We start from the raw sequence: 21,614 nt of genomic DNA on the forward strand, positions 1-21,614 counted from the left end.
TTGGAAGACAGATGATTGATGGATGCGCCGGAAGGGCTCCGGCGCACAGCGCTTAAATGAACGCGAAAGCGTCGCCAAACAGGCGATCTTCACGCGCACTGCGTTCATTACAGAACAGATCGCGCGCGATTTTGGCCATTTCAAAACGACCGGCAATGTAGATATCGTGCTCCGCCAGGGTACCGTAATCCTGCAATACCGCCGTTAACACGGTTCCCGTACGACCACGCCAGCCGTCTTCTGGCTGTTCCACCACTGGCTCAACGCGCAGATTCGGGTGATTAACAGACAACGCTTCCAGTTCGGAGAGATCGTAGAGATGCTTCTCTTCACGCCCACCCCAGTAAATGGTGATATCGCGGTTTGGATTACGCGCCAGCGCAGTAAGCAGAATGGAACGCACGTAAGAGAACCCTGTACCACCGGCAATCAGGATCAGCGGGCGCTCGTCTTCATCACGCAGCCAGGCTTCGCCATGCGGAATGTCGACCTTGATTTCCCGGTCTTTCAGAATGCGGTCCATCACAGCCATGGCATAAAGATTTAGCTCAGAGGCGCCAACGTGCAGCTCAATGAATCCTTGCTCGTCCGGCGTGGATGCCATGGAGAACGGACGCTTATCCCTTTCGTCCATCACGACCATTAAATACTGGCCAGCACGAAAGGAAAACGCCGCGTCTGGCACTAAACGAACGCGATATACGGTATCAGTGATAGCTTCTACCGAGGTCACTTTACAGCTTAAGGTTGTCATGCGCTCTCTCTGTCGGATCAATAGGCAAAACGATCGCGCCTCAGGCGCTTTTGCCGTCATTAAAGATGGCCAGTTCATCCCAAATTGCGTCAATACGCGCAGTTACTTCAGGATCTTTTTTAATCGGGCGTCCCCATTCGCGTTGGGTTTCGCCCGGCCATTTATTTGTGGCATCCAGCCCCATTTTTGAACCCAGGCCGGAAACCGGCGAGGCAAAGTCCAGGTAATCAATTGGCGTATTCTCTACCAGTACCGTATCCCGAGCCGGGTCCATACGGGTAGTAATTGCCCAAATCACATCATTCCAGTCGCGTGCATTGACATCATCATCGCAGACAATAACAAATTTGGTGTACATAAACTGGCGCAAAAACGACCAAACACCCATCATGACGCGTTTGGCATGACCAGCGTACTGTTTTTTCATCGTCACCACGGCCAGACGATATGAACAGCCTTCCGGAGGCAGGTAAAAATCGACGATTTCCGGGAACTGCTTTTGCAGAATAGGAACGAAAACTTCGTTCAGCGCCACGCCAAGCACCGCGGGCTCATCAGGCGGACGTCCGGTATAAGTAGAGTGATAAATCGCCTCTTCACGCTGGGTAATGTGCGTGACGGTAAAGACCGGAAAGCTATCTACTTCGTTGTAGTAGCCGGTATGATCGCCATACGGTCCTTCCGGGGCCAGCTCACCCGGTTCGATATACCCTTCCAGCACGATTTCAGCACTGGCGGGCACTTCCAGATCGTTGGAAATACATTTGACCACTTCGGTTTTGGTGCCACGTAACAGCCCGGCAAATGCGTACTCGGATAATGTATCAGGGACGGGCGTCACGGCCCCCAGAATGGTCGCAGGATCTGCCCCCAACGCCACCGAAACCGGGAAGCGTTCGCCAGGATGCGCCGCACACCACTCCTGGTAATCGAGCGCGCCGCCGCGGTGGGACAGCCAGCGCATAATAAGCTTGTTTTTGCCAATCAGCTGCTGGCGATAAATGCCCAGATTCTGCCGCTCTTTATGCGGACCACGCGTTACGGTTAGCCCCCAGGTAATCAGCGGTGCGGCATCTTCCGGCCAACAGGTCATAATCGGAATACGGTTTAAATCGACGTCATCACCGGAGTAGATTTTTTGCTGACAAGGCGCACCGCGCAACCGCTTAGTCGGCATGTTTAGCACCTGCTTAAACTGCGGCAGCTTATCAAACAGATCGCGGAATCCTTTCGGTGGCTCCGGCTCTTTCAAAAACGCCAACAGTTTACCGACTTCCCGTAGTGCCGAGACATCTTCCTGCCCCATCCCCATCGCAACACGCTTCGGTGTGCCAAACAGGTTACACAGCACCGGCATTGAATAGCCTTTAGGATTCTCAAACAGTAACGCAGGCCCACCAGCACGCAGGGTGCGATCGGCAATTTCAGTAATTTCCAGGTGGGGATCCACCTCAAGCGAAATGCGTTTGAGCTCGCCCTGCTGTTCAAGCAGCGTCAGGAAGTCGCGTAAATCGTGATATTTCATGGCGTCCATTGTGGCCTCTTCGTAAGCGCTTCATTATACGGCGTTCATCATTGTGATGCTGTATTTTTGTTAAATTAGCGTGAACTCTGGCGATACATATAAGCCCTGGGAGTATATACCCGTTGGGTTTCAGCCTGCTTTGAGGCGGGTATAATTAACTTAACTCATGGCTTTTGCTATGCTAGCGCTCAGAACAAGCGAATAAGAGTTATTATGCAATCCTGGTATTTACTGTACTGCAAACGTGGGCAACTTCAGCGAGCCCAGGAACACCTGGAAAGACAGGCGGTGAACTGCCTGACGCCTATGATCACCCTGGAAAAAATGGTGCGCGGTAAACGTACCACAGTCAGTGAACCACTATTCCCTAATTACATGTTTGTCGAGTTCGACCCGGAAGTGATCCACACCACCACGATCAACGCCACGCGTGGTGTCAGCCATTTCGTTCGTTTTGGAGCGACGCCTGCGACCGTCCCATCCCCCGTAATTCACCAGCTTTCTATCTACAAGCCTGAAGGTATTGTTGACCCGCAAACCCCTCAGCCAGGGGACAGCGTGATTATTACTGAAGGGGCGTTTGAGGGACTGAAAGCGATCTTCACCGAACCGGATGGCGAAGCGCGTTCCATGCTGCTGCTTAACCTCTTGAATAAAGAGATTAAGCAGAGCGTGAAAAATACCGGTTTTCGAAAAATATAAGTCGTTTAGAAGGTCACTTCGAACAGCGTTCTGACGTTGGCATCAATGGTTGCTGACAGCCATTGAGGGTCTTCCCCACGCCAGTGAGCAATTCGCTCAAGAATATGCGGCAGGTGCGCCGGTTCATTGCGACGTGACGTCGGTTTAGGCGTTAAGTCGCGAGGGAGTAGATAAGGTGCATCGGTTTCTATCAGCAGTCTTTCCACCGGAATAAACGGCAGCAGCTCCCGCAGTTCCATCCCCCGGCGTTCATCACAGACCCACCCGGTGATACCGATATAAAGCCCTCGGTCCACGCAGTCCTGCATCTCCTGGCGCGAACCGGTGAAACAGTGCAGCACCGCGCCTGGGAGGCTGTCCAGCCACGGCTCCAGCAACGTCAGAAAACGCGCATGCGCATCCCGACAATGCATGAAAATCGGCATCTGCAGTTCAGCAGCAATGCGCAGTTGCGCTTCAAAAGCACGTTCCTGCTCCTGCTGCGTGGAGAAATTGCGATTGAAATCCAGGCCGCACTCACCAATAGCGACTACCTTCGACTGGTTTGCCAGCGTGATAATCTCGTCTTCCGTTGAGGATTGCCATTGGCTGCTGTCATGCGGGTGCACGCCAGCCGTGGACCAGCACTGCGGATAATGCTGCGCCAGCTTTAACGCCTGCTGGCTTTCGTGAAGGTTTGTGCCGGTCAGAAGCATACCGTTTACGCCCGCAGCAAAGGCGCGCGCCACGACCTCATCCCGGTCTTTCGCAAATTGTGAACTGGTTAAATTAACGCCAATATCAAACATGCTTCCTCCCATATGACAACCGCCCTGGCGGGCGGTTGAATTTATTCTTCAGTTTTCTCGGTGGCTTCGGCTTCTTTTGCTTCTTCAGCCTCGTTGTCCTCATCCCGCGTACGTCGCTTACCGACATAGAAACGAGAGAAGAAAACACCCACCTCGAACAGGCAGTACATCGGTATCGCCAACAACGTTTGCGAGAAGACATCTGGCGGAGTCAGTAGCATCCCGACGACAAAAGCACCCACCACAACATAAGGACGTTTTTTGCGTAAATCATCTGGCGTCGTAATGCCCATCCAGCATAGCAGCACGATGGCGACAGGCACCTCAAAAGAGACACCGAAAGCCATAAATAGCGCCATTACAAAGCTGAGATAGCTGGCAATGTCCGTTGATACCTGCACGCCTTGCGGAGCCGTGTTGGCCAGAAAACCAAACGCTAACGGGAAGACAACAAAATAGGCGAATGCCATGCCGATGTAGAACAACAACGAACTGGAGACCAGCAGCGGAACAACCAGACGGCGTTCATGTTTATACAACGCTGGCGCTATAAATGCCCACACCTGGTAGAGGATCACTGGCGCTGACAGGATCAGCGATACCATGAAGGTCAACTTGATTGGGGTAAAGAACGGCGAAGCCACATCGGTGGCGATCATTGTTGCACCCTGCGGCATCTGTTTAATCAACGGTGCCGCGACCATATGGTAAATGTCGTTGGCAAAGTAAACCAACGCCAGAAAGATCACGATTACCGCAATGATGCAGTTCAGGAGTCGCTTACGCAGCTCAATAAGATGCGTGATGAGCGGTTGGGTATCTTCTACAGCCATGTTTACGGTTTATCACTCGACGAGGGGGAGGATTCGACAACAGGTGCGACAGCTTTCTTTTCTGCATCCATTAACGTAGCGGAAGTGTTTTCCGTTGGCTCTGGCGTTTTAGCACCCGTGGATTCCGGTTTTTGCTCCGGCGAACTGGCCTGGTTTTCAGCGGCAGCAGGGGTGACCCCTTCTCGCTGCGCTTCAGCTTCTTTTACCACCGGATTATGGATAGTGTGCGCTTCATCGCTCTCTTTCTCAGGATCGTGCACACTGTAAGAACGCTTCATCGACTCTGCCGCTTCACGCAGCTCATCCATTGAGGCTTTCAACTCCGGGGTCAGATTTGTCAGGCTCGCTTTCTCTACTTTCTTCAGGCTGTCCTGAAACTCCTGAAGCTTAAGCTCCTGGGTCAGTTCATTCTGAACAGTAGTTGCCAGGGAACGCAAAGCACGAACCCAACCAGCAACCGTTTTTACCGCTACAGGTAAACGTTGCGGCCCCAGGACGATGAGGCCGATCACGAACACCAATAACAGTTCGCTAAAACCGATATCAAACACGGATTATACCTGCTCTTTATCTTGGCTTTTGGCGTCTTCTTTTTTCACTTCGCCCTGCTTATCGGTAATGGATTTAGCAGTAAAATCAGCGTCCTGGCTGGTTTTATCTTGCTTTGGCTCATCATCACCCATTGCTTTTTTGAAGCCTTTAATCGACGCGCCAAGATCGGAACCGATGGAGCCGAGTTTCTTGGTGCCAAATAGCAGTACAACGATGACGGCAATGATCAACAACTGCCAAATACTGATACCACCCATACATGTTCCTCTGTCATAGATGATGAATTAATAAGGCCGTAGTATACGTTACACGACCTGCCTAGGGCGATGAAAAATTCAGCGCATTTTGCGCCAGCCGATCAACCAGGCTAAGACACCGCCGGCCATTAACCAGCCCGGCATAAGCCCCCACTCAGGACGGCTTACCAGCAGGAATGTTCCACTGAGCAACAATGTTGCACCAATGCCCAATAAATAACGGGATTGTCCCTGACGTACATGATTCGCGTGAAGCTCGCGGGCAATCTTATCAACACTGTGCTGTAAATATTTGCCCTGGCGCAAACTGTCATACACCAGTTCAGGTATTTCTGGCATTTTTTCGACCCAGAACGGTGCTTTTTCTTTAAATGCCCTAACAAGCGCCGGAATACCGACCTGATCTTTGATCCAGGATTCGAGGAAAGGCTTGGCCGTTTTCCACAAATCTAACTGCGGGTAGAGCTGACGTCCGACACCTTCAACGTACAGCAGCGTCTTCTGTAGCAATACCAGTTGAGGCTGAACTTCCATATTGAATCGGCGCGCTGTGTTGAACAGATTTAACAGCACATGACCAAAGGAAATCTCCGCCAGCGGTTTTTCGAAAATCGGCTCGCACACGGTACGAATGGCGAATTCAAACTCTTCTACGTTGGTATCCGGCGGAACCCAGCCAGAATCCACATGCAATTCAGCAACTTTGCGGTAGTCGCGGTTAAAGAACGCGATGAAGTTTTCAGCCAGATAACGCTTATCTTCTTTGTTTAAAGAACCCACAATCCCACAATCAATACCAATGTATTTCGGGTTTTCGGGATGCTCATAACTCACGAAAATGTTCCCAGGGTGCATATCCGCATGGAAAAAGCTGTCGCGGAATACCTGAGTAAAAAAGACCTGAACACCGCGTTCAGCCAGCAGCTTCATATTGGTGCCGTTCTTCTCAAGCGAGGTGACATCTGAAACGGGAATACCGTAAATGCGCTCCATCACCATCATGTTCTGACTGCAATAGTCAGAGTACACTTCCGGGATGTACAGCATTGGGCTGTCTTCAAAATTACGTCGCAGCTGAATCGCGTTCGCCGACTCGCGCAGCAGATTCAGCTCATCAATCAACGTTTTTTCATATTCACGGACCACTTCTGTTGGTCGCAGGCGGCGGCCGTCTGGCATCAGGCGAGGTACCCAGCGAGCAAGGCGGTAGATCAGTTTCAAATCCGCTTTAATTACCGGCAGTATGTCCGGGCGGATAACTTTGATCACCACCTCTTTCCCATTCGATTTCAGTCGCGCGGTGTGAACCTGAGCAATAGACGCGGATGCCAGCGGTGTGATCTCAAAATCATCAAACCATTCCTCGACGGGCAGCCCACCCATCGCCTCTTCGATTTGTTCTTTCGCTCTTTGCCCATCGAATGGGGCTACCCGATCCTGCAATAACGCTAGCTGATCGGCGATGTGTGGCGGGAAAAGATCGCGGCGGGTAGAGAGCATTTGCCCGAACTTAATCCACACCGGGCCGAGCTCCTGTAAAGCCAGTCTCAGCCGTTCTCCCAGCGGTTTGTCTTTATGTCGGTTGGGCATCCAGAACAGCGTGTAACGCCACAGCCGGAGTGGCAGCGTGATACGCATTTTGGGGATGAGTTCATCAAGACCGTAGCTTAAAAAAGTGCGAATGATGAAATAAAGGCGCCGTACTTCACCTGGCGTCATTTGGCCTCCAGTTTTTCCAGCCGTTTGGCCAGAGATTCGACCGCACGCTCAACGGCTGCCGTTTCTTCTGCAAACCATGCAACCTCAAGCGGACCTGGAGCCATACGCCACTCTTCGGTGATCGCTTCGGCAACATAGCGCTGCTGGCGTTGAATGTTGTGGCACAGGAACTTCGCTCCACCACGCAAAACTTTGCTGACCCCTTCCGCGACGATATCGCCGGTATAGGGTGCTAACAGTTCTGCGGGATCAAACTCCGCCAGATCGGCCAACGCGACAAAATTCTGTACCACCTGGATATCGCCCTGAACCTCCAGCTCACCACTGCGGATAAGCGTGGTGAGTTGCTGTCGGTCGCGTAATTTCGGTAACACGCTGGCATGTGTGATTACGGTGCAATCGGCTTCGCCTTCCCATGCCCCCAGCACATCGGCCTGGCGCTCACTAAACACCAGCACTAACGGTGTTGAAAATCCTTTGAGCTCAACACGCAGCACTTTGCCCTGTAAACGCGTTCTGGCTGACTTGAGCGCAGGAGAACGATACAGAAAGGTGTTAAGCAAATTTTCAACGCCGGCGGTCACTAAGGGTTTTAAAGGCATCCCCAATCTCCTGTCAGAACTTGTAACCACGATGCAGCGCAACGACACCTGCCGTCAGGTTGTAGTAATCAACGCTTTCGAACCCGGCATCTTGCATCATTGCTTTTAAGGTGTCCTGATCGGGATGCATGCGGATGGACTCCGCCAAATAGCGATAACTGTCTGCATCGCTTGCCACCATAGAACCAATGCGCGGCAAAACGTGGAAAGAGTATGCGTCGTAGGCTTTACTCAGCGGTTCGATAATCGGCTTGGAGAACTCCAGCACCAGTAGACGTCCGCCCGGCTTCAACACGCGATACATAGATCGTAATGCTTTGTCTTTATCCGTTACGTTGCGCAGACCGAAAGAGATGGTGATGCAGTCAAACGTGTTGTCTGGGAAAGGTAATGCTTCCGCATTCGCCTGAACGTACTCAACGTTACCCACGACGCCGATATTACGCAGCTTTTCGCGACCCATTTTGAGCATTGAGTCGTTGATATCCGCCAGCACAACTTTGCCAGTTTCGCCTACCATGCGAGAGAATTTCGCCGTCAGATCGCCCGTACCGCCCGCCAAATCGAGAACGGTTTGCCCGCGACGCACGCCACTGCAGTCAATGGTGAAGCGCTTCCACAAACGATGAATGCCAAATGACATTAAGTCATTCATAACGTCATATTTAGACGCCACAGAATGAAAAACGTGGGCCACCATGTCAGCTTTCTGCTCTTTAGCGACGGTCTGAAAGCCAAAGTGCGTCGTTTCTTGTGAATTATCCACCATCTCAGTGCCTGCTCATCCAAAAAATGTTCAAGAAGTGTAACAGATTGGGCCAATTTGCCCTACCCTTCTGCCCGGTTCAACTACCCCAAACGGACTAGTTTGATTGCTGGTTTACCGCTTCATCATCAGGGTAAGGTTCATCCTGCTGCGTTTCAGGGACCGAGCGCAAGCGGTACTCTTCATCCTGCGTAGTGGCTTGTTCAGCCAGTTCAGGATTAATCTCGCGCTTAATTTCCACGCCTAAACTGCGAAATGCTTCTGCCTGTGACAGGACGTTTCCACGACCTGAAGAGAGTTTTTTCATCGCCTGTCGGTAGTTATCCTGGGCTTTATCCAGGCTTTGGCCAATTGCCGACATATCATCCACAAACAACCGCATCTTGTCATAAAGTTTGCTGGCCCGATCGGCAATCTGTTGCGCATTACGACTCTGATGCTCGTAGCGCCACAAGTTGGCAATCGTGCGCAATGCCACCAACAACGTGGTAGGGCTAACCAGCATAATGTTATTTTTAAGGGCTTCGGTAATCAGTTCAGGCTGTCTATCGAGCGCCAGTAAAAAAGCAGGCTCAACGGGGATAAACATCAGCACATAGTCAAGTGTGCGTAGCCCAGGAAGTTGCTGATAGTCTTTGCGCCCCAGCAGACGGATATGGTTTCGTACCGAGGCGATGTGCTCCTGCAACGCGCTCTCGCGGGTGTATTCATCTTCAGCATTAAAATAGCGTTCATAGGCGACCAGCGTCATTTTCGCGTCGATCACCACATCTTTGCCCTGCGGTAACCGGACGATGACATCTGGCTGCATCCGCGAACGGGCGTCGTTCTCAATGCTGACCTGGGTTTCGTATTCATAGCCTTCGCGCAGACCGGAAGCCTCAAGCACCCGCGTGAGTACGACCTCGCCCCAGTTGCCCTGCGTTTTGTTATCGCCTTTTAATGCCCGCGTCAGGTTTACCGCTTCCTGCGCCATCTGCGCGTTCAGTTGCTGCAGATTACGAATTTCGTGCGCCAGAGTATGGCGTTCTTGCGCCTCTTTACCAAAGCTATCCTGAACCTGGCGTCGAAAACCGTCCAGTTGTTCGCGAAGCGGTGTAAGCAGGCTGTTCAGGCTTTGGCGATTTTGCTCGTCTACACGACGGTTGCTGTGCTCGAAAATACGGTTCGCCAGATTTTCAAACTGTTCGCTCAGACGCTGTTCGCTGTTGATCATCTGGCGGATTTTATCTTCCGCATGCTGCTGCGTCGCTTCCAGTCGGGTAGTGACTTCTCGAAGATCGGCTTCCAGAGAGGTGTTGATGCTGTGCAGGCTGCGCAATTCGTTATTGAGTAATTCGCACTCATCGCGCCAGTGGGCTTCCTGTGAGAGCTGCTGGCGGGCGGCGCTTAGCGCAATATCCAGTTCGCGTCGTTCTTCGATGAGGTCGGCACGGATCCGATCGGCGTGCGCTTTTGTTGCCAGCCACCCCACCAGCAGCCCTGCGGCTAACGCCAGCACGGCACTCATCATAATTGAAATATCCACAACGCCCCCTTACAGCAACGACTTACCCGCATAAAATAGAATTGTGCTGTATAAACGTCCAGTTTAAAAGGGATTTCCTGCGAGGCACTACGCAAAATAAAAAGGCCGAACACGCCGGCCTTTTTGAATAGACGGGAGAATTACAGTAAACGACGCGCAGCTTCCACCACGATTTTCACCGCGTGGCTTTCTGTTTGTTTCATCGTTTCCGCATTAGGGATCTCTTGCTGAGTACGGTTCACGATAACACCCGCGACCATACCGGCACGCAGACCCTGGCTTGCGCACATGGTGAGCAGCGTAGCAGATTCCATTTCGTAGTTCATGACGCCCATAGACTGCCACTCTTCCATTGAGCCTTTGAAACGGCTCACTACGCGACCAGAGAAGGTGTCATAACGCTCCTGGCCCGGATAGAAGGTATCAGAAGACGCGGTAACGCCTACGTGGGTGGTGGCGCCGATAGATTTCGCCGCTTCCACCAGCGCGGTGGTGCACTCGAAGTCCGCGACGGCCGGGAATTCCATTGGCGCGAAGTGCAGGCTTGCACCGTCCAGACGGACAGATGCTGTGGTGACCAGTACATCACCTACATTGATATGTGGCTGGATGGCGCCAGTCGTACCGATACGCAGGAAGGTACGAATGCCCAGCTGTGCCAGTTCTTCTACGGCAATAGAGGTTGACGGACCGCCGATACCGGTAGAGCACACGATCACGGCTTTACCATCCAGCTCAGCACGCCAGGTAGTGAACTCGCGATGAGATGCCAGCTTAACCGGCTTATCCATCAGCGCGGCGATCTTTTCCACACGCTCCGGGTCGCCAGGGACGATAGCGAGCTGAGCCCCTTGTAAATCGTTCTTAGTGAGGCCGAGATGAAAAACATCAGACTTAGACATAAAAACTCCTCTGTGAATCGGTTTTGTCAGAAGAAGCAAAAACACACTTTACCGAAGGCATGAACATATTTTCGTGACAGTCATCACTATGATGTAAATCAATTGCATTCCATTACCATAAAATAGTGACTTGAATCACATAAATGATGCGATGTAAGGAAGCCCTGCACAAAAGATAGACCGTTTAAGGCAATGTGGTTCGTTGCATGTGTCTATAGTTAACAATGCGCTTTTTGGCTGAATATTTAAGGGTACGGAGAATACCATGACAACACGACAATCTGGCTTTGCACCTGCTGTATCTCCACCGACGTCTACCACGGTTCACACTCCGGATAACGCCATTATCGCCGGTGTAACGTCCATACCTTCACAAGGCGATGATATGCCAGCGTATCACGCACGACCAAAACAGTCCGATGGCCCGCTGCCTGTGGTCATTGTCGTGCAGGAGATTTTTGGCATTCATGAACACATTCGTGACGTTTGCCGCCGTCTGGCTCTGGAAGGGTATCTGGCTATCGCACCAGAGCTCTATTTTCGTGAAGGCGATCCCAATGACTTTGCCGATATCCCTACGTTGCTCAGCAGCCTTGTCGCCAAAGTGCCTGACTCTCAGGTATTGGCCGATCTGGATCACGTCGCCAGTTGGGCTTCTCGTAACGGAGGAGATGCCCACCAGTTAATGATCACCGGATTTTGCTGGGGTGGACGCATCACCTGGCTGTATGCAGCTCATAATCCGCAGTTAAAAGCGGCGGTAGCGTGGTATGGCAAACTGGTGGGCGATAAAACCCTCAACTCACCGAAACATCCTGTTGATATCGCGACCGATCTTAACGCCCCCGTTCTGGGACTTTATGGCGGCCAGGACACCAGTATTCCGCAAGATACCGTTGAAACAATGCGTCAGGCGCTGCGTGCCGCCAATGCAAAAGCGGAAATCGTGGTCTATCCCGATGCCGGACATGCGTTTAACGCCGATTATCGTCCGAGCTATCACGAAGAGTCCGCAAAAGATGGCTGGCTGAGAATGCTGGAGTGGTTCACACAATACGGCGGGAAGAAATAAACGTTAATTGCCCGGCGGCGACTACACCTTACCGGGCCTACAACTCTTGCTATTTCCTGTAAGCCGGGTAAGCGCTTGCGCTTCCCGACCACCGGCTCTGAATTACGCCTGACGCAGGTTCTGCGCGGCTTTGACCATGTTCGCCAGCGCGGCGCGGGTTTCCGGCCAGCCGCGCGTTTTCAGGCCGCAGTCCGGGTTGACCCACAGACGCTCGGCCGGAATACGCTGCTCGGCTTTCTTCAGCAGGGCTTCTATCCACTCCACGCTCGGGACGTTCGGCGAGTGAATATCGTATACGCCCGGCCCGATTTCGTTCGGATAGTCGAACTCTTCAAACGACTCCAGCAACTCCATATCAGAGCGTGAAGTCTCAATGGTGATCACGTCCGCGTCCAGCGCCGCAATGGAGTCCATGATGTCGTTGAACTCGCAGTAACACATGTGGGTGTGGATCTGGGTTTCATCCTTCGCCACCGCCGCGTTAATGCGGAAGGCTTCCACGCCCCACTCCAGATACGCCGCCCAGTCGCTGCGGCGCAGTGGCAGACCTTCGCGCAGTGCCGGTTCGTCAATCTGGATGATGCCAATACCCGCCGCTTCCAGATCCGCTACCTCATCACGCAGCGCCAGCGCAATCTGCTTAGCGATGGTTTCACGCGTCACGTCTTCACGCGGGAATGACCAGCAGAGAATGGTCACCGGACCGGTCAACATGCCTTTTACCGGTTTGTCGGTCAGCGACTGGGCATACTTCGCCCACTCCACGGTGATCGCTTCCGGGCGGCTGACATCGCCAATAACCACCGGTGGTTTCACGCAGCGAGAGCCGTAGCTCTGCACCCAACCATTCTGGGTAAAGACGAATCCGTCCAGGTGCTCGCCAAAATATTCCACCATGTCGTTACGTTCGGCTTCACCGTGCACCAGCACGTCGAGCCCCAGACGTTCCTGTTCAACAATCGCCTGTTTGATATGTTCCGCGATACCGGTGCGGTAGTTACTTGCATCCAGGTTGCCCTTTTTGAAGTCCAGACGCAGGCCGCGAATTTCCGTGGTTTGCGGGAATGAGCCGATAGTGGTGGTCGGCCATGCCGGCAGATTAAAGCGGGCACGCTGCGCTTCGGCGCGTACCGGGTAAGCGTTGGTACGTTGGCTGTCCTGGGCGGTGATCGCCGCCAGACGTTTTTCCACTGCGGTGTTGTGTACGCGGGTAGAGTGACGACGAGCCTGGATCGGTGCGCTCCACGCCACAATTGCCGCCGTATCACCGCTGTTCAACGCATCACGCAGCAGCGCCAGCTCGCCGCATTTTTGTAGGGCGAAGGCAAACCAGCTCTTCACTTCTGCATCAAGGCGGGTTTCCACGCTGAGATCGATTGGGCTGTGCAGCAAGGAGCAGGAAGAAGCTACCCACAGGTCACGTTTCCCGACGATATCTTTAATTTGCGCGTATTTTTCGCTGAGATCGGCACGCCAGACGTTGCGACCGTTCACCAGCCCCGCTGACAGCAACCAGTCGGCAGGAAGACGCTTGTGCAGCTCGGCCACATCATCTTTACCGTGCACGAAGTCAACGTGCAGCCCCTGCACCGGCAGCGCGGTAATGGTATCCAGGTTTGGCGTTACGCCTTCGAAGTAGGTGGTCAGCAGCAGCTTTACCTGACCCGTCAGCGCGTCATACGCTGGTTTGAAGGCGTTCAGCCAAACCTGAGGCAGCTCCAGCACCAGAGCAGGTTCATCAATCTGCACCCACTCAATACCGCGTTTCGCCAGCTCAGCCAGCACCTGCTGGTAAACCGGCAGAATATCGTTCAACAGGCTCAGGCGGTCAAACTGTTCGCCCTTTACTTTCCCCAGCCAAAGGTAAGTTACCGGTCCCAGCAGCACAGGTTTCACCTTGTGACCGAGCGCCAACGCTTCATCCACTTCATCCAGCAGTTGGGTCCAGGTCAGTTTGAACTGCTGACCTTTGGTGAACTCTGGCACCATGTAGTGATAGTTGGTGTTAAACCATTTGGTCATTTCTGCCGCCGCCGCGGGCTCCCCGGTTGGTGCGCGGCCACGGCCAATGCGGAATAAGGTATCGATATCGACCGAGCCGTCTTTATTTTGATGACGAGCCGGAACGTTGCCGAGCAGCAGGCTGGTGGTCAGCACGTGATCGTACCAGGCAAAATCGCCCACCGGCAGCAGGTCAACGCCCGCCTGCTTCTGCTGATCCCAGTGACGGGCACGCAGCTCGCGGCCAACGGTTAGCAAATCTTCACGGGAAGAATTTCCCGCCCAGTAGCTTTCTTGCGCTTTTTTCAGCTCGCGACGCAGGCCAACGCGAGGGAAACCGAGGGTGTGATTAAGTATTGTCATTTTTCTTCCTCTAATTATATGTAAACCCTATTGATTTTTAATTTAGGGAAGGTGGCAAGTTTATTCATCCCAGGAGCTTACTGAAGTAAGTGACCGGGGTGGAAAAACACAGCCAACGCACCATAAATTTAAAAGACGAAGGATTTTAGCCATCCAGATGTTTACACATCCATAATTGACAGTTACTGTATATTCCTCAAGCGCAATTTGTTCATGCCGAAGTGAAGGACTTTCATGATCGAGATTAAACACCTGAAAACGCTCCAGGCGTTGCGGAATAGTGGTTCGCTGGCGGCCGCAGCGGCGACGTTGCATCAGACCCAATCCGCCCTCTCTCACCAGTTCAGCGATCTGGAACAGCGCCTTGGCTTTCGACTTTTTATCCGTAAAAGCCAGCCTCTGCGCTTTACGCCTCAAGGCGAAATTTTGCTGCAGTTAGCAAATCAGGTGTTGCCGCAAATTGGTCGTGCGCTGCAGGCCTGCAACGAACCGCAGCAAACCCGGCTGCGGATCGCTATTGAATGCCATAGCTGTATTCAATGGCTGACGCCCGCGCTGGAGAATTTTCGTGCCAACTGGCCGCAGGTGGAGATGGACTTTAAATCCGGCGTGACGTTCGATCCGCAACCAGCGCTACAACAGGATGAGCTGGATCTGGTGCTGACATCCGACATTCTGCCGCGTAGCGGACTGCACTACTCGCCGATGTTCGATTTTGAAGTCCGCCTGGTACTGGCGCCGGACCATCCGCTGGCCAGCAAGACGCAGATCACGCCGGAGGATTTAGCCAGTGAGACGCTGCTTATTTACCCGGTGCAACGAAGTCGACTGGATGTCTGGCGGCATTTCTTGCAGCCTGCGGGCGTTAGTCCGTCGCTGAAGAGCGTGGATAACACCCTGCTGCTGATTCAGATGGTTGCAGCCAGAATGGGTATTGCAGCTTTACCGCACTGGGTGGTGGAGAGTTTTGAACGCCAGGGCCTGGTGGTGACCAAAACCCTGGGCGATGGATTGTGGAGTCGGCTGTACGCCGCCGTGCGCGATGGCGAGCAGCGACAGCCAGTCACGGAAGCGTTTATTCGCTCAGCGCGGAATCACGCCTGCGATCACCTGCCGTTTGTACGGAGTGCGGAACGACCCACTTTCGATGTACCCACAGTGAAGCCACTATCACAGCCGCACCAATAATGAAGCTTGGCCAGTGAGGCTGTTGATGCCAGATAGCCAGGTTAACCAGCAGCCCGGCCGGCACATGCATATTGTTCATGATGCCCAGCGTCCCCGCATCCACCTGGGTTGCGCCGTAGTTCCACATAAAGTAACCAATGCCGGACGCTGCCACGCCAAGAAAGACCAGAATTCCCCACTGTAGCGTGGTTGCAGGCATTTTCTGCGCATTCCCCAGCATGAACCAGGCCACGACCGCCACCATAAAGGCCCCCATGTAAAACCAGGCAAAGGCGTTGTGCTGCGGCATTGGCCGCGTTTCCATCAGACGCTTGTAGCCCACCATGCCAATAGCAAAGCTGATATTGGACAACTGCACCAGCAGCAGGCCGGTCCAGAAGTGGCTGGTCACCTGATCGTAACGAATGATCCCCGCACCAACCACCGCCAGCAACGCACTGAAGGCGTAGCTCCAGCGCAGACGACGTCCGCTCATCAGGTCATAAATCAGCGTAATGTAGAGCGGCGTCAGCACGGTAAAGAGCAGCAGTTCTGATACCGTCAGGTACAGATAGGCGTGAAAACTCAGCATATACATAATGCCAAGCTGCATGGCGCCCACCAGCATATACAGCGCGATGGTTTTTACGCTATGTCCACGGGTACGTAAAAACGGCAGGAACACCAGCGCCGCCAGCCCAACGCGCACCAGCACCGCAAAATAGCTATCGACATGACCGGCAAGGTACTCGCCAAACAGGCTAAAGGAAAAGGCCCACAGAATTGTGGTAATGATGAGTAACGCCACAATGGATGTCTCTTAACAAAAGGTACGCCCATTGTAGCGAAGTTTTAAGTTGACATCTGGTCAACTAACGAACAAAAACATTACTGCAAAAACAGCTCACGCAGATAATGCGGCACGGCATCGTCGGCATTAAGACCAATGACTTCCAGTTCCGGATGCAGATCCTTCAGGCGCTGGTGAGCGTTGCCCATAATGCAGCCTTTGCCCGCCATGGAGAGCATTTCCGCGTCGTTCATCCCGTCGCCAAAAGCGATACAATCTTTCAGGCTATAGCCCATAGCTTTCGCCACCGCTTCCAGCGCATGGCCTTTCGATACGCCGCCAGCCATGACTTCCAGGCAGGTAAGCGTAGAGAAACTGACGTTGACGCGGTCGCCCCAGCGGGCGTTAATCGCCTGCTCCAGCGGCAGCAGCCTTTCGTGAGAATCGGTGGTGAAAAACACTTTACTCACACCTTCCGGCTCCAGTAGCGCAGGTTCAAACAGTGAATAGTTAAACACTGCTTCTTTGAAGAAGCGCATTTCGTCCGGGCGATGGCGGTTCATAAACCACTCATCATCACGATAAACGTTGGTCACGATGTCCGGGTTTGCATTCACTACGCCAAACAGGTCGCTGGCAATGTCGCGATCCAGGTTATGCGAAAACACCAGATTCCCGTCAGAATCATGCACACGCGCGCCGTTGGACGTAATCATGTAGGTTTTAATGCCGAGGTTATCGCGAATTTGCCCCACATCAACATGATGACGGCCAGTCGCAAACACGAAGTTAACGCCACGAGCGGTCAATAACTTCAGCGTCTCTTTGGCATAAGGGGACAGAGTATGGTCGGGAGAAAGCAGCGTACCGTCTAAATCAGACGCAACAACCTGATACATAAGAAAATTCAACCTCTAGGCAAAGCGGGTTCCGCTGGATGAGTTATGCTTGTCGAAAAATTCGACAATAGCGTTAAGCGCGACTGAGCGCATTGCGTCCTTTTCAAAAAGGATCTCATGGTACGCGCCTTTGATGACCAGCGGCTGCCCCCCTTCTACGGGATGGCCCGCTGCGGCGCGGAGTTCACAAAAACGATCGTGCATGCGGTTATCTACCACACGCTCTTCTTCGGCCTGAATCAGCAGCGTCGGCGTCGCGTCGTCTCCTGCTCCAGCCAGAACCTGTTCGCCTGCCAGAATACCTTCACGTACCCAGTGGTAGGTGGGGCCGCCAACGCGCAGCCGTGGCTCATCCGCATAGAAGCGTAGATTGCGCCGATAGCGCTGTCGACTATGGGTTAACGCATTCATACCGAATGGCAGCGCCCGCCAGCGCCCGGTACCCATCGCATAACCTTCGCGGATCCGCGGATGCCCTTCAGCCCAGTCCAGAATGTGGCGTACCATCCAGTCGGGAAAGCGCATCACAATACCAAACATCGGCGCGCAAAGCGCGATGGCATCACACTGATTCGGGTGGCGCTGCAAGAATAACGTGGCTATCGCTCCGCCCATTGAATGCGCCAGTATATAGCGCTTTCTCCACGGACCGGGTAGCACTTCCTGCTGCCAGAAGGCGGTTAAATCGTCGACATAGTCATTAAAGTTATCGACATGACCGCGATGCGGGTCCGAAAGCATACGCCCGGAACGCCCCTGGCCACGGTGATCGATAATGAGGACGTCAAAACCAGAATGAAACAGGTCATACGCCAGTTCAGCGTATTTCACGTAGCTTTCAATGCGTCCAGGACAGACGACGATGACGCGATCGTTTTTTTCTGCGTGAAAACGCACAAAATGGACGGGGATATCATCCACGCCCGTAAATTCCGCTTCTTCCCGCTGACGCCAGAAATCTGTCAGTGGCCCCATGGAAAAAGCAGCAAACGCGTTTTCTCTTGTTTCCCAGTCTTTTTGCTGCTGAAACATCGGGTATCCAGCCTCGCTGACCAAGTAAAATCGTTTTTTTCGCCGTCGCTGACACAACCTAACGGCAGTAGCGTATTGTGGCATAAAAATAGACAATCCGGGAGTTTCTCATGACCTTTGAATGGTGGTTCGCCTACCTGTTGACCTCTATTATTTTGAGCTTGTCTCCAGGCTCTGGCGCAATCAACACCATGACCACCGCCATCAGTCACGGTTATCGCGGCGCCAGCGCGTCGATTGCTGGTTTGCAGACCGGACTTGGCATTCATATCGTTCTGGTTGGCGTAGGACTGGGAACGCTATTTTCACGTTCGGTTATCGCATTTGAGGTGCTGAAATGGGCGGGGGCGGCCTATCTGATTTGGCTGGGTATTCAGCAATGGCGGGCGGCAGGTGCTATCGATCTAAACACCATGGCGAATACGCAATCGCGCAGCCGCCTGTTCAAACGCGCAGTCTTTGTTAATCTGACCAACCCCAAGAGCATCGTTTTCCTTGCAGCCCTGTTCCCGCAGTTTATCCTGCCACAGGAACCGCAGTTAATGCAGTACGTGGTGCTTGGCGTCACGACCATCGTGGTCGATATCATTGTGATGATCGGTTACGCGACGCTGGCCACGCGCATTGCTGGCTGGATTAAAGGGCCAAAGCAAATGAAAGCGTTAAACAAAGTGTTTGGCTCGCTGTTTATGCTGATAGGCGCCTTGTTAGCCTCGGCACGGCATGCCTGATGAAGGTGCCGGAGGCGCTTGCGCTTATCCGGCCCGGAAGAAACTTAACGCGAAATAATCAGGTGGATACCGAAGCCCGCAAACAGCGCACCGGCAAAACCATCAATCCACTTCGCCAGACGCTGATAGCCACGACGCATTTTCGGCAGTGCAAACAGGCTGGCGACTACGGTAAACCACGCCAACGTTTCCACGATGATCAGGGCAAAGATCCCCCAGCGTGCGCCCGTTCCCACGTTATCGCCAACGAACAATGAGAACACGGAGCCAAAATAGATAATGGCTTTAGGGTTCGCCAGGTTGGTCAGCAGCCCCTTCAAAAAGCTGCGTCCGCTCTGCGCCAGCTCAACCTGCGGAGTGGGAGTCGCAACATCCTGTTTTTTAAACGCGCCGCGTAGCATCTGATATCCCATCCAGCACAGATACAGCCCCCCGCCCACCATAATAATGGTGTGCAGCCAGGCCATTTTTTCGATAATCAGATGTAGGCCGAGCAGCGCTACACCAGCCCAGACCATGACGCCACAGGTAATACCCAGCACACCCATCATAGCTTCTTTGCGCGAACGGCTAACCGCTGTTTGAGAAACAAAGAAAAAGTCGGGACCAGGACTCATCAGCGCAACGATATGCACCAACGCAACGGTGAAAAATAGCGTTAACATAAAAATGACTCGCGGGGGAAATAGTTCAGTGAGTCACCATCCTGGCACTTTTTTGCCTGGCTGACTACTCTTCGTCGTCACCATCAACGTGCGCGCGAATAAGCGCCATAAACTCTTTGCCAAAACGCTCAAGTTTACGCATCCCCACGCCATTGACGCTCAGCATTTCGCTCGGTGAAACCGGCATCTGCTCAGCCATTTCAATCAGCGTGGCATCGTTGAACACTACATACGGCGGGATATTTTCTTCATCAGCAATGGCTTTACGCAGCTTCCGCAATTTGGCGAACAGTTTGCGATCGTAATTGCCACCGAAGGATTTCTGCATCGCTCGCGGTTTCAGCGCCACAATACGCGGTACCGCAAGCTGTAGCGCAACATCACCACGCAGTACCGGACGCGCGGCTTCGGTTAGCTGTAACGCGGAGTGATGAGCAATATTCTGCGTCACCAGCCCAAGATGAATAAGCTGGCGGATAACGCTTACCCAATGTTCATGGCTTTGCTCACGACCAATGCCATAGACAGGCAGCTTGTCATGGGCCAGCTCGCGAATTCGCTGGTTATTCGCTCCGCGCAGAACCTCCACGACATAACCCATACCAAAGCGTTGATTAACACGGTAGATAGTCGACAGCGCTTTGCGCGCATCCATGAGCCCGTCGTACTGTTTTGGCGGGTCGAGACAGATGTCGCAGTTACCACACGGCTCCTGACGCCCCTCGCCAAAATAGTTCAACAGCACCAGACGACGACAGGTTTGCGCCTCGGCAAACGCCCCCATCGCATTGAGCTTATGCCGTTCGATATCCAGCAGTTGCCCGGCGGGTTTCTCTTCGAGGCAACGGCGCAGCCATGCCATATCAGCCGGATCGTAAAACAGCATTGCTTCCGCAGGCAGGCCGTCACGCCCGGCGCGGCCGGTTTCCTGATAATAGGACTCGATGTTGCGCGGAATATCGAAATGCACCACGAAGCGTACGTTGGGTTTGTTGATTCCCATGCCAAACGCCACGGTCGCTACGACGATTTGCAGGTCATCACGCTGGAATTTCTCCTGCACTTCTGCACGTACAGCGTTTTCCAGCCCGGCATGATAAGCCCCGGCGCTAATGCCTCGGCTTTGCAGACGCGCGGCGGTGTCTTCTACTTTAGCGCGACTGTTACAGTAGATAATACCGGACTTACCGCGCTGCTCTTGCACGTAGCGCATCAGTTGATCGAGCGGCTTAAACTTCTCCATCAACATGTAGCGAATATTCGGGCGATCAAAGCTGCTGATCTGAATTAACGGGTCGTTGAGCCCCAGCAGACGCACAATATCCAGCCGGGTTGTCTCGTCCGCGGTCGCGGTCAGCGCGACAAACGGCAGAGTTGGGAAACGCTGACGCAACTGCCCCAGCGCGGCGTATTCCGGGCGGAAATCATGCCCCCACTGCGAAATACAGTGCGCTTCATCAACTGCCAGCAGTACCGGGTTCCAGTGCGCCAGATTTTCAAGGAAGTTATCCAGCATCAGGCGTTCGGGCGCAATGTACAGTAAGCGAATCTGCCCGCTACGACAGCCTGCCATCACCTCAAGCTGCTGCTCACGACTTTGGGTGGAGTTCAGACACGCGGCCGCCACGCCGTTGGCAAGCAGTTGATCGACCTGATCTTTCATCAGAGAAATCAGCGGAGAAACAACAACGGTGAGCCCGTTAAGCAATAATGCGGGAATTTGATAGCACAGGGATTTTCCGCCACCGGTCGGCATAACGACCAGGCAGTCGCGACCAGCGATCACGGTATCAATGATTTCTTCCTGACCAGGGCGAAACTGTTGGTAGCCAAAGGTTTCCTGCAAAACCTGTTTAGCGCCCATTTCCAGATTCAACACTTCCGCCTGCGCCACATTAACCCCATTAGCCTGAAATAAAAACAGGCGCTATTTTCAGCGCCTGAGAGAGAAACTGCAATGATTAAA

21 protein-coding genes are annotated in these 21,614 nt (G+C 53.2%); 4 read left to right on the forward strand and 17 right to left on the reverse strand.

The window, feature by feature from the left end; all coding sequences use genetic code 11:
* Positions 1 to 52: 52 nt before the first annotated feature.
* Together fre and ubiD are read right to left on the reverse strand one after the other, a co-directional pair.
* On the reverse strand, positions 53 to 754 hold the full coding sequence (gene fre / locus HVZ39_RS24280) for an NAD(P)H-flavin reductase (protein WP_003828903.1): 702 nt from the start codon (positions 752 to 754) through the stop codon (positions 53 to 55).
* Between the two features lie 40 nt (positions 755 to 794).
* Positions 795 to 2,288 (reverse strand): 4-hydroxy-3-polyprenylbenzoate decarboxylase, encoded by a 1,494-nt coding sequence (gene ubiD / locus HVZ39_RS24285; RefSeq protein WP_016155145.1) that lies wholly within the window; start codon positions 2,286 to 2,288, stop codon positions 795 to 797.
* A gap of 204 nt (positions 2,289 to 2,492) precedes the next feature.
* On the opposite strand from ubiD, the gene rfaH reads away from it, so the two are divergent.
* Positions 2,493 to 2,981, forward strand: coding sequence for a transcription/translation regulatory transformer protein RfaH (rfaH, locus tag HVZ39_RS24290; RefSeq protein WP_047358740.1), 489 nt, complete (start codon positions 2,493 to 2,495; stop codon positions 2,979 to 2,981).
* 5 nt (positions 2,982 to 2,986) lie between these two features.
* Here rfaH and tatD read toward each other — a convergent pair whose 3' ends face one another.
* The 9 genes from tatD to udp all read right to left on the reverse strand — a co-directional run bounded on the left by tatD (position 2,987) and on the right by udp (position 10,928).
* Entirely contained in the window at positions 2,987 to 3,769 is a 783-nt protein-coding gene (tatD, locus tag HVZ39_RS24295) for a 3'-5' ssDNA/RNA exonuclease TatD (RefSeq protein ID WP_181633062.1), read from the reverse strand.
* Positions 3,770 to 3,810: 41 nt separating this feature from the next.
* Positions 3,811 to 4,602 carry a Sec-independent protein translocase subunit TatC gene (gene tatC / locus HVZ39_RS24300; RefSeq protein ID WP_016155142.1) on the reverse strand — a complete coding sequence of 264 codons (792 nt, stop codon included), beginning with the start codon at positions 4,600 to 4,602 and terminating at the stop codon, positions 3,811 to 3,813.
* Between the two features lie 2 nt (positions 4,603 to 4,604).
* Entirely contained in the window at positions 4,605 to 5,153 is a 549-nt protein-coding gene (tatB, locus tag HVZ39_RS24305; RefSeq protein ID WP_047358742.1) for a Sec-independent protein translocase protein TatB, read from the reverse strand.
* Between the two features lie 3 nt (positions 5,154 to 5,156).
* Entirely contained in the window at positions 5,157 to 5,411 is a 255-nt protein-coding gene (tatA, locus tag HVZ39_RS24310) for a Sec-independent protein translocase subunit TatA (RefSeq protein WP_003017888.1), read from the reverse strand.
* Positions 5,412 to 5,489: 78 nt separating this feature from the next.
* Entirely contained in the window at positions 5,490 to 7,130 is a 1,641-nt protein-coding gene (gene ubiB / locus HVZ39_RS24315) for a ubiquinone biosynthesis regulatory protein kinase UbiB (protein WP_016155140.1), read from the reverse strand.
* The gene (gene ubiJ / locus HVZ39_RS24320; RefSeq protein WP_181633063.1) at positions 7,127 to 7,732 is read right to left on the reverse strand and encodes a ubiquinone biosynthesis protein UbiJ; all 606 of its coding nucleotides are present in this window, start codon (positions 7,730 to 7,732) and stop codon (positions 7,127 to 7,129) included. The genes ubiB and ubiJ overlap by 4 nt, the downstream gene beginning before the upstream one ends.
* A 13-nt stretch (positions 7,733 to 7,745) precedes the next feature.
* Positions 7,746 to 8,501, reverse strand: a complete 756-nt coding sequence (ubiE, locus tag HVZ39_RS24325) for a bifunctional demethylmenaquinone methyltransferase/2-methoxy-6-polyprenyl-1,4-benzoquinol methylase UbiE (RefSeq protein ID WP_003017897.1) — start codon at positions 8,499 to 8,501, stop codon at positions 7,746 to 7,748.
* Positions 8,502 to 8,595: 94 nt separating this feature from the next.
* A complete protein-coding gene (gene rmuC, locus HVZ39_RS24330; protein WP_019078423.1) occupies positions 8,596 to 10,026 on the reverse strand; it encodes a DNA recombination protein RmuC in 1,431 nt (476 codons plus the stop codon).
* A gap of 140 nt (positions 10,027 to 10,166) precedes the next feature.
* Positions 10,167 to 10,928, reverse strand: coding sequence for a uridine phosphorylase (gene udp, locus HVZ39_RS24335; RefSeq protein WP_006686084.1), 762 nt, complete (start codon positions 10,926 to 10,928; stop codon positions 10,167 to 10,169).
* Between the two features lie 265 nt (positions 10,929 to 11,193).
* Here udp and HVZ39_RS24340 point away from each other — a divergent pair, with 265 nt between their 5' ends.
* Positions 11,194 to 12,000, forward strand: a complete 807-nt coding sequence (locus HVZ39_RS24340; RefSeq protein ID WP_016155137.1) for a dienelactone hydrolase family protein — start codon at positions 11,194 to 11,196, stop codon at positions 11,998 to 12,000.
* A gap of 102 nt (positions 12,001 to 12,102) precedes the next feature.
* On the opposite strand, the gene metE is transcribed toward HVZ39_RS24340, so the two are convergent.
* On the reverse strand, positions 12,103 to 14,364 hold the full coding sequence (gene metE, locus HVZ39_RS24345) for a 5-methyltetrahydropteroyltriglutamate--homocysteine S-methyltransferase (RefSeq protein ID WP_181633064.1): 2,262 nt from the start codon (positions 14,362 to 14,364) through the stop codon (positions 12,103 to 12,105).
* A 234-nt stretch (positions 14,365 to 14,598) separates the two neighbouring features.
* Here metE and metR point away from each other — a divergent pair, with 234 nt between their 5' ends.
* Complete coding sequence (gene metR, locus HVZ39_RS24350; RefSeq protein ID WP_003017908.1) at positions 14,599 to 15,552, forward strand: HTH-type transcriptional regulator MetR; 954 nt, start codon at positions 14,599 to 14,601, stop codon at positions 15,550 to 15,552.
* Here the strand turns inward: metR and HVZ39_RS24355 are convergent.
* The 3 genes from HVZ39_RS24355 to pldB form a co-directional block, all read right to left on the reverse strand.
* On the reverse strand, positions 15,440 to 16,339 hold the full coding sequence (locus HVZ39_RS24355) for a carboxylate/amino acid/amine transporter (RefSeq protein WP_047358745.1): 900 nt from the start codon (positions 16,337 to 16,339) through the stop codon (positions 15,440 to 15,442). The genes metR and HVZ39_RS24355 overlap by 113 nt on opposite strands.
* 80 nt (positions 16,340 to 16,419) lie before the next feature.
* Entirely contained in the window at positions 16,420 to 17,220 is an 801-nt protein-coding gene (yigL, locus tag HVZ39_RS24360) for a sugar/pyridoxal phosphate phosphatase YigL (protein WP_008787091.1), read from the reverse strand.
* Positions 17,221 to 17,235: 15 nt separating this feature from the next.
* Positions 17,236 to 18,252: a lysophospholipase L2 gene (gene pldB / locus HVZ39_RS24365; protein WP_003017911.1), complete on the reverse strand. Its 1,017-nt coding sequence runs from the start codon at positions 18,250 to 18,252 to the stop codon at positions 17,236 to 17,238.
* Positions 18,253 to 18,362: 110 nt separating this feature from the next.
* Between pldB and rhtB the strand changes: the two genes are divergently transcribed.
* Complete coding sequence (rhtB, locus tag HVZ39_RS24370; RefSeq protein WP_003828938.1) at positions 18,363 to 18,983, forward strand: homoserine/homoserine lactone efflux protein; 621 nt, start codon at positions 18,363 to 18,365, stop codon at positions 18,981 to 18,983.
* 44 nt (positions 18,984 to 19,027) lie between these two features.
* On the opposite strand, the gene rhtC is transcribed toward rhtB, so the two are convergent.
* Both rhtC and recQ read right to left on the reverse strand, forming a co-directional pair.
* Entirely contained in the window at positions 19,028 to 19,648 is a 621-nt protein-coding gene (rhtC, locus tag HVZ39_RS24375) for a threonine export protein RhtC (RefSeq protein ID WP_016155134.1), read from the reverse strand.
* Positions 19,649 to 19,712: 64 nt separating this feature from the next.
* The gene (recQ, locus tag HVZ39_RS24380) at positions 19,713 to 21,542 is read right to left on the reverse strand and encodes an ATP-dependent DNA helicase RecQ (protein ID WP_019078429.1); all 1,830 of its coding nucleotides are present in this window, start codon (positions 21,540 to 21,542) and stop codon (positions 19,713 to 19,715) included.
* Between the last annotated feature and the right edge of the window lie 72 nt (positions 21,543 to 21,614).

The organism is Citrobacter sp. RHB35-C21, from assembly GCF_013816515.1.
GTDB classification, from domain to species: Bacteria; Pseudomonadota; Gammaproteobacteria; order Enterobacterales; family Enterobacteriaceae; genus Citrobacter; species Citrobacter braakii.